At 58.4% G+C, this 13,178-nt stretch carries 12 protein-coding genes; 9 read left to right on the forward strand and 3 right to left on the reverse strand.

The annotated features are described in order from the left end of the window. Positions 1–258: 258 nt before the first annotated feature. Both ACYZUC_RS02920 and ACYZUC_RS02925 read left to right on the forward strand, forming a co-directional pair. A complete protein-coding gene (locus ACYZUC_RS02920) occupies positions 259–561 on the forward strand; it encodes a hypothetical protein (RefSeq protein WP_461993394.1) in 303 nt (100 codons plus the stop codon). Then, entirely contained in the window at positions 558–854 is a 297-nt protein-coding gene (locus ACYZUC_RS02925) for a hypothetical protein (protein WP_461996829.1), read from the forward strand. The genes ACYZUC_RS02920 and ACYZUC_RS02925 overlap by 4 nt, the downstream gene beginning before the upstream one ends. Positions 855–856: 2 nt before the next feature. Here the strand turns inward: ACYZUC_RS02925 and ACYZUC_RS02930 are convergent, their stop codons facing one another. Beyond that, entirely contained in the window at positions 857–1,795 is a 939-nt protein-coding gene (locus tag ACYZUC_RS02930; RefSeq protein WP_461993396.1) for a LysR family transcriptional regulator, read from the reverse strand. 138 nt (positions 1,796–1,933) lie between these two features. Here ACYZUC_RS02930 and ACYZUC_RS02935 point away from each other — a divergent pair, with 138 nt between their 5' ends. The 3 genes from ACYZUC_RS02935 (at position 1,934) to ACYZUC_RS02945 (ending at position 4,602) form a co-directional block, all read left to right on the forward strand. After that, positions 1,934–3,247 (forward strand): MFS transporter, encoded by a 1,314-nt coding sequence (locus ACYZUC_RS02935; RefSeq protein WP_461993398.1) that lies wholly within the window; start codon positions 1,934–1,936, stop codon positions 3,245–3,247. Between the two features lie 61 nt (positions 3,248–3,308). Next, entirely contained in the window at positions 3,309–4,058 is a 750-nt protein-coding gene (locus ACYZUC_RS02940; protein ID WP_461993399.1) for a creatininase family protein, read from the forward strand. A gap of 79 nt (positions 4,059–4,137) precedes the next feature. Next, positions 4,138–4,602: a RidA family protein gene (locus tag ACYZUC_RS02945; RefSeq protein ID WP_461993401.1), complete on the forward strand. Its 465-nt coding sequence runs from the start codon at positions 4,138–4,140 to the stop codon at positions 4,600–4,602. A 68-nt stretch (positions 4,603–4,670) separates the two neighbouring features. Here ACYZUC_RS02945 and ACYZUC_RS02950 read toward each other — a convergent pair whose 3' ends face one another. Further along, entirely contained in the window at positions 4,671–5,927 is a 1,257-nt protein-coding gene (locus ACYZUC_RS02950) for an OprD family porin (protein ID WP_461993403.1), read from the reverse strand. A 286-nt stretch (positions 5,928–6,213) separates the two neighbouring features. Next, entirely contained in the window at positions 6,214–7,953 is a 1,740-nt protein-coding gene (locus ACYZUC_RS02955) for a dipeptidase (RefSeq protein ID WP_461993405.1), read from the reverse strand. 205 nt (positions 7,954–8,158) lie between these two features. On the opposite strand from ACYZUC_RS02955, the gene ACYZUC_RS02960 reads away from it, so the two are divergent. The 4 genes from ACYZUC_RS02960 to ACYZUC_RS02975 all read left to right on the forward strand — a co-directional run bounded on the left by ACYZUC_RS02960 (position 8,159) and on the right by ACYZUC_RS02975 (position 13,086). After that, positions 8,159–9,328 (forward strand): DUF1624 domain-containing protein, encoded by a 1,170-nt coding sequence (locus ACYZUC_RS02960; RefSeq protein ID WP_461993406.1) that lies wholly within the window; start codon positions 8,159–8,161, stop codon positions 9,326–9,328. Between the two features lie 338 nt (positions 9,329–9,666). Beyond that, positions 9,667–12,228, forward strand: coding sequence for a nitrite reductase large subunit NirB (gene nirB, locus ACYZUC_RS02965; RefSeq protein WP_461993408.1), 2,562 nt, complete (start codon positions 9,667–9,669; stop codon positions 12,226–12,228). Next, the gene (gene nirD, locus ACYZUC_RS02970; RefSeq protein WP_461993410.1) at positions 12,228–12,605 is read left to right on the forward strand and encodes a nitrite reductase small subunit NirD; all 378 of its coding nucleotides are present in this window, start codon (positions 12,228–12,230) and stop codon (positions 12,603–12,605) included. Before nirB ends, nirD begins: the two co-directional genes overlap by 1 nt. A 40-nt stretch (positions 12,606–12,645) precedes the next feature. After that, positions 12,646–13,086, forward strand: a complete 441-nt coding sequence (locus ACYZUC_RS02975; protein WP_008029579.1) for a CBS domain-containing protein — start codon at positions 12,646–12,648, stop codon at positions 13,084–13,086. Positions 13,087–13,178 lie beyond the last annotated feature (92 nt).

Genomic DNA, 13,178 nt, shown 5'->3' on the forward strand with positions numbered 1-13,178 from the left:
CTGTATCGAATTTTCGCGGGCGGAAAGGTAAATGGGGGTAGATTACGTTTTCCACGAGAATGGAGTAGCTCTCTTTCGATTTAATCGTGGTCTGTCCCCGATTAATTTTAAAACTGTTGAGCCGGCGACGATAAAATTTAGGCGTGACGACCCTGCTTCGGCGAGCCCTGACTCGATTAAGTTGACGTATACAGTTGATGGCAAAGCTAAAGCGTTGGCCTTTGAAAATGAAGCCCGTAAAATGCCGGAGATTATATAATGGTTGCTCAAGACCTGCAGTTAGTGAGGCAGATTTTTGAATTGTTAGATGCTGGTATCGTGCATGGTTACGACTGTTTTTGTTATGAGGTTGCAGTAAGTGTGGGGTATATCGAAACTGTTCTTACTGTTGAGAAGGAAGGGGTTCGGGTTACGGATGCAGAAACGGATTACAATGGCGCAACCCTCTATCGTTTGGTGAAGGAATTGAGGGTGTGCGCGACCAGACGTGGTGTGAATTGGAATTCATTTATGATGACTTATACGCGTGGTGGAGAAGTTAAAACCAAGTTCAAGGCTTGATTGATAAAAAGTCCGAAAGCCACACCCGGATCGACGGTGCGCTGATTGCTGTCGACAATGGCAACCTGAAGATGGGTACCGGCACGTTGTCCTTTAGCAATTCAGCCGGGAAAGACAAAGAGCACGGTTACTCCTTGAGCGTCGGCGGCACCTACAACTCCGGCGGTAATGGCGACATCGATCATCCTGCACCCGAGATGATCACCAGTGAACGTTCTGGCATTAAAAAAAGAGGCATCAGCCTCTTTTTTCATTCCAGCAACTTCTTCGAGCAACTCAGCAAACAACGCTGAGATCACCGAGAAACCAATCTAATTCCGTCACCCGACCCAAACATCGGCAAGCGCTGCAACATCCAGTTCAGCAGCTCCTGAGCCGGAGCGGCCAGCGGTCGGCCGGACTTCACCAGCAGTTTTGCTTCCACGCCCAGAAACAGCGGATGGTCGATCAGTACTGCCGCGAGGCTGCCTTGTTCGATTTCCCGATAGGCCGCAAATTCGCCGAGTAACGAGGCGAAATCTCCGGAGGCCACCAGGCGCTTGAGTGCGGCGAGGGAGTTGCTGACCAGTGCCGGGCGGATTTCGATTTTCTCGGCGTATTCAAGCATCTTGATCGCATGCCCGATACCGAAAGTGGGGGGCGTCAGCACCAGTCGGCAGGTGAGTATGTCCTCGACGGTTGCCGTTCCCCCTCGCACTGCCAATGGATGATCAGGGCGAACCAGCAGCATCACTGGCTGCGATGACGTCGCGCGGTAATCGATTTGCGAATGCGGCGGAGGATTGTAGGCAAGGCCGATGTGCGCACGGTTTTCGGCGACTTCGTTCAGTACGTCGTCGACGGGAAGGATGTCCAGTCGGACATCGAGCTTGGGGTACTGCTTGCAGAAGGGGGCGAGCACGTTGTCGACCAAGGCATCGACATAGCCTTCACTGATGACGACTCGCACCTGGCCCTGTTGCAGGCCTTTGATCGCTTGAAGCTGGTCTTCGAGTTTCTCCTGGTGTGATCGATAACCGCGCCAGAACTCCAGCAAGTGCGCCGCTGCCTCGGTGGGCTGCACGCCGCGTGCCTGGCGCTCGAACAATTTTGCACCCAGTTCCTCTTCCAGCAGCTTGATCTGGCGCGTGATAACGGAGGGCGACGTATTGATGCTGTCCGCCGCGCCACGAATCGAGCCGTGGACCAGCACCTCATGAAAATACCGCAGCCGTTGTTGGTTGATCTCGCGCATCCCGGGCCCTCCCGCCAGAAAGTTTGTGTTGCCTGTAGGGCAACGATACACGAACTTAGTTGCTCTTGCTGGGCCTGCGGTGCCGGTGCAACATTCTTTGGCACGAACGCAGACCAACAAGAATAATTGGAGACTCGCATGTCAACCTTACTGACACCGGCAAGCAGTGATGCCGTTTCTGCCCTTTACCGCAAGCTCAATTGGCGGCTGTTGCCACTCCTGTTCATTTGTTACGTGTTTGCGTATCTGGACCGGATCAACGTCGGCTTCGCCAAGCTGCAGATGCAAAATGACCTTGGACTGTCCGATGCGGCCTACGGCGCGGGCGCGGGTATTTTCTTTCTGGGGTACGTGCTGTTTGAGTTGCCGAGCAACCTGATGTTGCCGAAGGTGGGGGCGCGAAAAACCTTCAGCCGCATTCTGGTGTGTTGGGGCATCACCTCGGCCTGCATGCTCTTTGTGCGCAACGTGCCGATGTTTTATGCGATGCGTTTTCTGCTGGGCGTATTCGAAGCCGGTTTTGCCCCCGGCATGATCTATTACCTGTCTTGCTGGTACGGCCCGAAGCGTATGGCGCGGGCCATTGCGATCGTGTTTATTGCCGGTCCCATCGGAGGCATTATCGGCGGTCCGCTGTCTGCCTGGCTGATCACCACGTTCGAAGGCGTTGGTGGCCTGGCCGGCTGGCAATGGATGTTTTTGATTGAAGGTCTGCCGTGCGTGTTCCTTGGCATCCTGACCTATTTCGTACTCTCCAATCGGCCCTCGGAGGCCCGATGGCTGAGTGTTGAAGAAAGGACACTGCTGGAGAGCGAGCTCGGTACATCGTCGGGGCGAGCCCATTCGTTCCGGGCGGTGTTGAGCGACCCGAAAATCTACATCCTCGCGTCAGCCTATTTCTGCATCATCTTCTCGATCTACGCCATGAGTTTCTGGCTGCCGGCAATCCTCAAGGCCCAGGGCGTCAACGACACCATGCAGCTGGGTTGGTATGCCGCAATTCCCTATGTCGCGGCGGCATGCGGCATGTACTGGATTGGGCGTCGGTCCGACCGGGTCGGCGAACGACGCTACCACTGCGCAGTCCCTGCGGGCATTGGCGCCATCCTGTTGCTCATGTATCCCTTTGCCGACGGCAACCTGATGGCGTCGCTGGTTCTGCTGACCGTGGCGACCGCCATGATGTTCATGGCCTACACCGTGTTATGGGCGATGCCCTCCGAGCACATCAAGGGTGACGCGGCGGCGGGCGGCATCGCCTTGATCAACACCATCGGTCTTTCCGGCGGCTTCTGGGGACCTGCGGTGATTGGCTGGGCAAAAACGGCAACCGGCAGCGCCAATCTCGGTATCGTCGTTGTAGGTTGCGTCTTCTTGTGTGCAGCGTTCGTGATCCTTGCCACCAAGCGGCAACCGCGTGAGCGCCCGGTTTCTGAATTCAGCGCGGGTTGATCAACCGCCTCCCACTTGATCAGTCGGTTCCGAAAGGAACCCTTTTAAAGAGAGAACCCACATGCTTTTACACCTGTCTACCTGGGCCGAAATCGGGCAATTCCTTGAACGCAGCCGCACCATCGTGATCCCGATCGGCTCCAATGAACAACACGGTCCGACCGGCCTTCTGGGGACTGACTGGATGTGCCCCGAAATCATTGCGTGCGAAGCGCAGAAGTCGGCAGACATCCTGATTGCGCCGACTTTTAACATCGGCATGGCCCAGCACCATCTTGGATTCCCCGGGACCATTTCACTTCGCCCCTCGACGTTTATTGCGGCCATTGGTGACTGGGTGCGTTCGTTGGCCGCTCACGGGTTTGAAAGAATCCTCTTCCTCAATGGCCACGGCGGCAACGTCGCATCGATTGAAGCGGCGTTCTCGGAGCTTTACGCCGAAGCAAGCTTCGCTCGACGCCCCGCGGGGTTCGCGCTGAAGTTGTGTAATTGGTGGGATCTGGAGGGAATCGGTGAGTTGGCGCGGGAGCAGTTTCCTGAGGGGCACGGCATTCATGCCACGCCGTCCGAGATTGCCGTGACCCAATGGGCCTACCCGGATTCCATCAAAACTGCCGAGTACTCGCCGCAGATCGCGCCGTGGGGACCTATTCGCGAAGCGCAGGATTTCCGCGCACGCCATCCGGATGGCCGCATGGGCTCGGATCCGTCCCTGGCCACCCCGGACAAAGGTCGCGCTCTGGTGATGATGGCAGCGCAGAGCCTGGTGCAGGAACTTGACGCCTTCAGTCGCGAATCGATACCCGGCTAAACAACCGGATCAAACGTTTTTCAACTAGCCCAGCGCCCGGAAGTTCCGGGCGTTGGCACGTTCTATTCGAGGAAAACCCATGATTGAACATGATGTTTATACCCGCCTGAAAGACCTCGGTATCGAGTTGCCCACCACCGGCGCTCCCGCTGCTGCCTATGTAATGAGTGCGCAGAGTGGCAATGTCGTTTACCTGTCCGGCCATATCGCGAAGCAAGGTGGCAAAGTCTGGGCAGGAAAACTGGGCGAAACGCTGACGACAGAGGAGGGCTATGTGGCCGCGCGCTCCACCGCCATCGATTTGTTGGCGACGCTGCAGACTCATCTTGGCGATCTGAATCGGGTCACGCGGATTGTCAAAGTGCTGAGCCTGGTGAATTCAACGTCCAGTTTCACCGAGCAGCATCTGGTCACGAACGGCGCCTCGGAGCTGCTGGCCGAGGTGTTTGGGGATAAGGGAAAACACGCGCGCTCGGCATTCGGTGTGGCACAGATTCCGTTGGGCGCCTGTGTCGAAATCGAGATGACGGTGGAAGTCAGTTGAGGGCGGGGAAACGGTGAGGGTTGTCACGTGGGGGCGAAGTGATTCGCCCCCACATTGGTTTTCGGAACTCAGAACAGCGTCCAGGTGTAACTGATGATCAGTCGGTTCTCGTTGATATCCGTGCGGTAGTTGGAGCGTGCCACCGCATTGCGCACTCGCACGCCGAGGCCTTTCAATGGGGCTGCCTGGAAGGTGTAACTGAGGTCCAGGTCACGCTCCCGATCTTTGCCTTCATAACCCATCGCCGTCTTCACATTGTCGCCGGTGACATAGCGCGTGCTGGCTAGCAGGCCAGGCACACCGAGGGCCGCGAAGTCATAGTCATAGCGCAGTTGAAAGGAGCGCTCATGGGTGGAGACGAACTCGTAGGTCGGCAATTCGTTGCCAAGGGCGCTGACATTGAGAAACACGCGAGGAAAGGGGCTGTCGCCGTACATGCCTTGGTAACCGGCATAAAACGTATGGCCACCGAGCTTGGCCGATAGCAACGAGAAGAAGGACTGGTTGTCGACCTTGCCCACCAGTTTGCGACCTTCTTCCTGGGCGTCGTAGTAACCAAGATTGGCGCCCAGCACCCAACTGCCCACCGGCACACTGTGTTTCAAGCCGAAGAAGTTTTGCTCGTAGATATCTTCCAGTCGGGAATGCCAGGCACTCACGGTGGTGCGATTACTGTTGAACGCGTAATCACCGCCCACGTAATTGAAGGCATCGCTCGACACTTGCCGTTGCGGCTTGTTGCCCAGCAATGCCTGGAGTTTGCTCTCGCCGGCTTCATTGCGCAGGGTCGTGGAGGTCAAATGTCCGGCTTGCAGCGTCAGGCCGGGGATTTCGCTGCTGGTAATGCTCGCGCCCTGATAGGCCGGGGGCAGCAAGCGGATGTCGCTGAAGACCAGTGTCGGCAGGTTGGGTTGCAGTTCACCGACTTTCAGCTCGGTTTTGGAAACCCGCATCTTCGCCGCCAACCCGAGACGACCATAATTGTCCGCGGCATGGCCATCGTCCTTGACCGGCAATAACCCCGAGTTGACCCGGTCCGGGCTGCTGTCGAGCTTGATGCCGAATTTGCCGATGGCATCCAGGCCGAATCCTACCGGCCCGGGCGTGTAGCCGGACTTGAAGTTGAGGATGAACCCTTGGGCCCATTCCTGAGCCATCGATTTTTCCGAGCCTCGGATATCGGAGAAGTCTCTGCTGAAAAAATAGTTTCGGGTTTGCAGGGTAGCGGTGGACTGTTCGACGAATCCGCTGTCGGCGGCTTGGGCAAGGTTGGCGCCAGCCCCGGTAAACAGCAGTACACACAGTTTGCCTTTGTCTCTGGTCATAATTGAACTCTTGTTTTTATTAGACATGACTCTCCCGTAGGCCCTCTGTCGGGGCTTGTGCGCGTGCGGGGGAGGTAAGACAGCCGGCAGGATGTGGCGCTCGCAGCCGCTCCGGTGTCGAGAGCGATGCTCGCTCCATTGACCAATGGCAGCAAGAGCAACTTTATTCAGAGATCGTTGCTCTGGAAGCAACGCGGATGGCAAGGCGTGAAAGACTTCTTCAGGAAAGTGGGTCAGAACGTTGTAAGCGTCGGACCCGCCAGAACAGCGGGTCCGAAGGGAGGGCTTAGAGTTTTGGCAACTGGCCGATGCGCCCGAACATCTCGGTCACGATCTGCAAGTCCAGCAGGAACTGGTCGACAGTCTTGAACTCGTTGTCGGTGTGCCCGGTGTATTTGACTTCGGGCCGGGCCAGGCCGAACTGTACGCCGCTGGGCAGTTCATGGACCGAGGTGGCGCCGGCCGAGGTGCCGAATTTGTGTTCCATGCCCAGGTTTTCGCTGGCCACGGCGAGAAGCGCCTTGACCCATTCACCCTCGGGATTGCGGTACATCGGTTCGGCGATCGAGTAATCGAAGGCCACCGCAACCTGGGATTTCTTGCTCCAGGCGTCCAGTTTGTCGGCGATTTCGCGCTTGAGCACTTCCGGGGACTTGCCCTTCGGTACGCGCAGGTTGACCGCGAGTTTGAAGGTGTTTTCATCCATCCCGACAAAGGTCAGGGAGGTGGTCAACGGCCCCATGAACTCATCGGAAAAACCGACCGCCAATTTGCCACCCAGGTAATCGAGCCCCCAGTTGTCGGCAGCGTAGCGGGCCGCGTCGGTGATGTGGTTGTGCTTGAGGGCGACCTTGCCGTCGAGGCTGTTGATGAACACCAGCATTCTCGCCACCGGGTTGATTCCGGACTCGGGCTCGGAGGAGTGGGCGGACACGCCGGTGACTGTCAGCGTGACGTCTTTGCCGACGACCTTGGCCGTCACCTCGAAGTCACCGCCATTGCGCTTGGCGTACTCGGTACCGGCTTTTTGCAGGCTGGCGGCCAGCTCGGCGGGTTTGTCACTCAGCAGGGTGGCGACCGACGCCGACGGAATCTGGTTGGTGGCCAGGCCGCCAGTCATCGAGACGATTTCAGCGCCCTTGCCGTCAGCCTTGCGCTTGGGGAAGTTGGCCATGACGGTGCCGTAGCCTTTCTCGGCGATCACCACCGGGTAGCCGCCATCCAGCGCCAGGTTGTAGTTGGGAGTGGGGTTGTGTTCGAAGTAATAAGGGATGGCGTCGCCGCTGGTTTCCTCGGTGGTGTCCACCAGCAACTTGAAATTTCTCGCCAGCGGCAGCTTTTCTTCCTTGATGACTTTCATGGCGTAGAGCGCCACCACGATGCCGTTTTTGTCATCTTCGGTGCCACGGCCATACATGCGATCGCCAATCAGCGTGACCTTGAACGGATCGAGGCGGGTGCCGTCCTTCAGGACCCAGTTTTCCGGTGTCACGGGCACCACGTCGGCGTGGGCGTGAATGCCCACCACTTCATCGCCGCTCCCTTCGAGGGAGATTTCATAGACGCGGTTGTCGACGTTGCGAAAGGTCAGGTTGAAGGCCTGGGCCAGGCTCTTGATCTTGTCGGCGATCTTGATGAATTCAGGGTTGTCGTGCTGGGCAACGCCGTCCACGCGGAAGGTCGGGATGGCCACCAGTTCGCGCAGCGTCTCGGTGGCGGCGCTGCCGTATTTCACCCGCGCATAGAGGCCGAGCAGGCGATGGATTTCGTTCTGCTGGTCGGCGGAAAGGCTCTTGTTGTCGAGGAAGGCAGAGATTGCCACGCCGAGGTCGTCGGTTTTGGCCAGGTCGCTCTTGGCCAGGCTTGTCAGGAACTGCCTGAAATCCGTGATCGATGCGTCACTGAACGTCTTGAGGATGGCCGCGCCTTGTTGCGGGGTAATGTTGGCGTGCGCTGCTGTGGTGAACGACGAAAGACTGGCCAGCATCAAAGTTGTCGCGGCCAGGTGCTTGAGTGAGAAGTCCATTGTTGAAGGCATTCCTTTGCAGGTGTCTGATTAATGAAACAAAACATTTCAACATTAACATTGTAGGAGCGAGCTCGTTCCTACCGTTTTACAAGATGCGTACAAATTAATAATTGGCTGGAAATGTTATAGGGTAACAATATAAGGTGCCCGGCAGGCTGTCCTGCGGGACACGTTTATTCACCCCTTGCGTTGCGAAACATCCATGACCCTTGCACCTTCTCGCTCCACCGGCACGGCAGTTGGCCGGCTTCTTTCCATCGATGCATTGAGGGGCATGGTGATTCTGTTCATGCTGCTCGACCACGTCCGCGAAACCTTTTTCCTGCATCGGCAAGTGTCCGATCCCATGGACATCGCCACGACCGAGCCGGCGCTGTTTTTCAGTCGCACGCTCGCTCATTTGTGCGCGCCGGTCTTCGTGCTGCTCACCGGTCTGTCGGCCTGGCTGTACGGTGAGAAGTACGCCGGCAAGGCAGACGTTTGCAGCTTCTTGTTCAAGCGCGGGCTGTTTCTGGTGGTGCTTGAGTTCACCCTCGTGAACTTCGCCTGGACGTTCCAGTTTCCGCCGACCGTCATTTACATGCAGGTGATCTGGGCCATCGGCTTGAGCATGCTGGCCCTGTCGGTGATGGTCTGGCTGCCGCGTCCGGTGTTGCTGCTCTTGAGCCTGGCGATCATCGCCGGTCACAACATGCTGGACGGTCTGCATTTTCCAATCGAATCGGCGATGCACGTGCCATGGGCGATTCTCCATGATCGCGGCTGGATCGAACTGTCCGAAGGGTTTCGGTTGCGCACGTCCTATCCGGTGCTGCCGTGGATAGGAGTCATTTGCTTGGGTTACGCCATGGGTCCGTGGTTCGGGCGAGCGGCGCAGGCCAAGGGGCGCCAACGCAAATTGCTGCTCTGTGGCGTTTTGGGGCTGGCCGGTTTCGTCGCGCTGCGGCTGCTCAACGGCTATGGCGAGAAGCCGTGGAGCGTTGGCGATACGTCCGAGCAAACACTGATGAGTGTTTTCAACATCACCAAATACCCGCCGTCGCTGTTGTTTATTGCGCTGACCCTGAGCCTCGGATGCTTGCTGCTTCTTTGGTTTGAGCACTTGCAGAAGAGCCGATGGTTGCGTCCCTTGACGGTGTTTGGATCAGCGCCGATGTTCTTCTATCTATTGCACCTTTACGCACTGAAGGTTCTGTATCTCATCGCTGTTGCGCTGTTCGGATTGAATCAGGGCGCGTACTTCGGTTTCGACTCGGTAGGCGCGGTTTGGATCGCCGCAATCCTGTTGGCCATTGCGCTTTATCGCCCGGTCCGTTGGTTCTCCGGGTTGAAGGCCCGACGTCGCGACATCGCCTGGCTCAAATACCTGTAGTGCCCATGAATGCACTTTTATAAAGCCGTGAGGCCTCGGTCTGCACTATGCGAAGGCAAAACTCTGGGGCCTGCTCGGTGCTCGCGCCTGAAAAACGCTGCGCAATCAGCGTTTTCGCGATCTGGCACAAACACTGCAATACACCGGACAGGCCCACCATAAACGCAGTCGAGTGGGCAGCCCCCTCGGTCAACGACGATCGAATCATGGGCAACATCGGTGGATCAGGCATAGACGTCTGGTGCTAACACCGCAAAAGAACAGGCAAAGACGCCTGGAACCGCAAGGTTTCAGGCGTTTTTTTTTGCTTTTTGAACCGTTTTAGCCGGGTGCTTCTTATGAATTCCAATGTTGCCGCGTTGAACAAAGTGCAAACGCTGATTGTGATCGGCAATGGCATGGTCGGACATCATTGCGTCGAGCAGTTGATCGAGCGGGGCGCGCTTGACCAGTATCGGCTGCACGTCTTCAGCGAGGAACCGATGCGTGCCTACGACCGCGTGCATCTGTCCGAGTACTTCTCGGGGCGTGATGCCGAATCGTTGGCGCTGTCCGATGCGTCGCTCTACCAGACGCCGGGCGTCACCCTGCATTTGGGTGTGCCGGTGCTGGAAATCGACCGCACCCGTCGCCAGGTGATTACCGCGCAAGGCAGCATCCCTTACGACAAGTTGGTGTTGGCCACCGGCTCTTACCCGTTTGTGCCGCCAGTCGAAGGTGCCGAAGGCGATTCGCGTCTGGTGTATCGAACCCTTGAAGACCTCGACGCGATCCGTGCCGCAGCAGCCAATGCCCGACGCGGCGTCGTGGTCGGCGGTGGCCTGCTGGGCCTTGAAGCCGCCAATGCCCTGAAAAGCCTCGGCCTGGAAGCGCATGTGGTGGAATTCGCCCCGCGCCTGATGCCGGTGCAACTGGACACAATGGGTGGGCTTGCGCTCAAGTCGCAGATCGAAAGACTCGGTGTCGGTGTGCACCTGTCGCGCTCTACTCAATCGATCAGCGCGGGCGAGGAATATCGCTACCGCATGAACTTCGCCAACGACCAGTTTCTTGAAACCGACCTGATCGTGTTCTCGGCGGGCATCCGTGCACAAGATGCGTTGGCCCGCCAATGCGCGCTGGAGATCGGCCCGCGCGGCGGCGTAGTGATCAATGACGAATGCCTGAGCAGCGATCCGGACATTTACGCCATCGGCGAATGCGCCTCCTGGAACGGCAGTCTTTTCGGCCTGGTCGCGCCGGGCTACCAGATGGCGCGCGGTGTGGCGGCACGTCTGTGCAACGACACGGCCGAGCCGTTTCTGGGTGCCGACATGTCGACCAAACTCAAACTGCTGGGCGTCGACGTCGGCTCCATCGGTGATGCCCATGGCAACACGCCAGGCGCACGCAGTTATCAGTTCATCGACGAAACCACGGCCAGCTATCGACGGCTGGTGGTGGATGCCACGGGCAAGCATGTCATCGGCGCGGTGCTGGTCGGCGACAACAGCTATTACGACACGCTGCTGCAATACATGCAGAACGCGATTGCCTTGCCGGCGGAACCCGCCAGCCTGATCCTGCCGTCATCCGAAGGCGCGCCGACCCTGGGCCCGGGCGCGTTGCCCGAATCGGCCACGGTCTGCTCGTGCCACAACGTCACCAAGGGTTCCATCTGCTCGGCCATCGATGGCGGCTGCACCGACCTGGGCCTGCTCAAATCTCAGACCAAAGCCTGCACCGGCTGCGGTGGCTGCGCCGGTCTGCTCAAGCAAGTGTTCGAACATGAGTTGATCGCCCGGGGCGTCAGTGTCGACAAAAGCCTGTGCGAACACTTTGCCTATACCCGTCAGGAACTGTATGCGCTGGTCCGCGTAGAAGGGGTGATCACCTTCGAAGAACTGCTGGCCAAACACGGCCGTGGCCACACTGGTTGCGACGTCTGCAAACCGGCCGTGGGCTCGATTCTCGCATCGTGCTGGAACCAGCCGATCATGGACGCATCGCTGGTGCCGTTGCAGGACACCAACGACACCTTCATGGCCAACATGCAGAAAAACGGTACCTATTCGGTAGTGCCGCGCATTCCCGGTGGTGAAATCACGGCCGACAAACTGATCGCGATCGGTGTCGTGGCAAAAAAATACGACCTCTACACCAAAATCACCGGCGGTCAGCGGATCGACCTGTTCGGCGCGCAGCTGCATGAACTGCCGGACATCTGGGCCGAGCTGATCGAAGCGGGTTTCGAAACCGGGCACGCCTATGGCAAATCGACCCGGACGGTGAAGTCGTGCGTCGGCAGCACCTGGTGCCGTTATGGCGTGCAGGACAGCGTGCAAATGGCCCTGACCATCGAGGACCGCTACAAGGGATTGCGCTCGCCGCACAAGCTCAAGTTCGCTGTATCCGGTTGCACCCGTGAGTGCGCCGAAGCCCAGAGCAAAGACGTCGGCGTGATCGCCACCGAGAAGGGCTGGAACCTCTACATCGCCGGTAACGGCGGCATGCGCCCGCGCCACGCCGAGCTGTTCGCCACTGACCTGGACGATGCCACGCTGATCCGCTACATCGACCGCTTCCTGATGTTCTACATCCGCACCGCCGACAAACTGCAACGCACCTCGGTGTGGCGCGAAAGCCTGGAGGGCGGCCTCGACTTCCTCAAAGAGGTGATCATCAACGACAGCCTCGGGCTCGGCGCCGAACTCGAATCGCAGATGCAACTGGTGGTCGACCGCTACGAATGCGAGTGGGCCAACGCCCTCAAAGACCCGGAAAAACTCAAGCGCTTCCGGACCTTCGTCAACGATAAACGCCCGGACCCGGACATCCATTTTGTCCAGGAACGCGGCCAACGGCGCCCGATCATGGCCGCCGAACTCAACCTGATCCCTGTCACCGAGGAGATTGCCTGATGAGCCAGTCCACTACCCAACGCATCGATTCCCTGCCCGACAGCGATGTCTGGCAAGCCGTGTGCGAGCAGCAGGACCTTGTCTCTAACTCCGGCGTCGTCGTGTGGCTCGACGGCGCACAAGTGGCGCTGTTCTACCTGCCGGGCGCGGAGGGACGAAGCCTCTACGCCATCGACAACCATGACCCGCAATCCGGGGCGAACGTCATCGGGCGCGGGTTGGTCGGCAGCATCAAGGGGGACCTCGTGGTTGCTTCACCAATCTACAAACAGCATTTCCGCCTTGAGGACGGCAGCTGCCTGGAGTACCCGCAGCAACGTTTGCGGGTCTGGCCGGTACGGCTTAACGGCGGCGCGGTGGAAGTCGGGCTGGCTTGAGGTCAAGCATCGGCAATGAGCAACGATAGCGGAGGCATCCATGAAAACAGCCGCACAACTGCTGAAACTGAAGGTCGTGCAAAACCAGCACGTGCATAGCATCGCGCCAGACCAGATGGTGCTTGAAGCGTTGAAAATGATGGCCGAGAAGAATGTGGGCGCGCTGCCAGTCATCGAAGCGGGGCAGGTGGTCGGCGTTATCAGCGAGCGCGACTATGCGCGCAAAGTCGTTCTGCAGGGACGCTCCTCGGTCGGCACGCCGGTGCGCGACATCATGAGCGCGCCCGTGGTGACAGCCGACAGTCAGCAGAGCATCGAGCGCTGTATGGAAGTCATGACTGACAGCCACCTGCGGCATCTGCCGGTGTTGGATAGCGGAGAGCTGATCGGGTTGTTGTCGATTGGCGACCTGGTCAAAGAGGCGATTGTCGAGCAGGCCGATTTGATCCGGCAATTGGAGTACTACATTCGCGGGCACTAAGCGGGCCGGGGGCATGCTGAAGCCGTATTGGCGCGCGCGGGCGAAGCGTTGAGCCTGCGTCGCAACATGCAAAGCACCCGGCAAATTTTTTT

This window comes from Pseudomonas sp. GT1P32 (assembly GCF_054897805.1).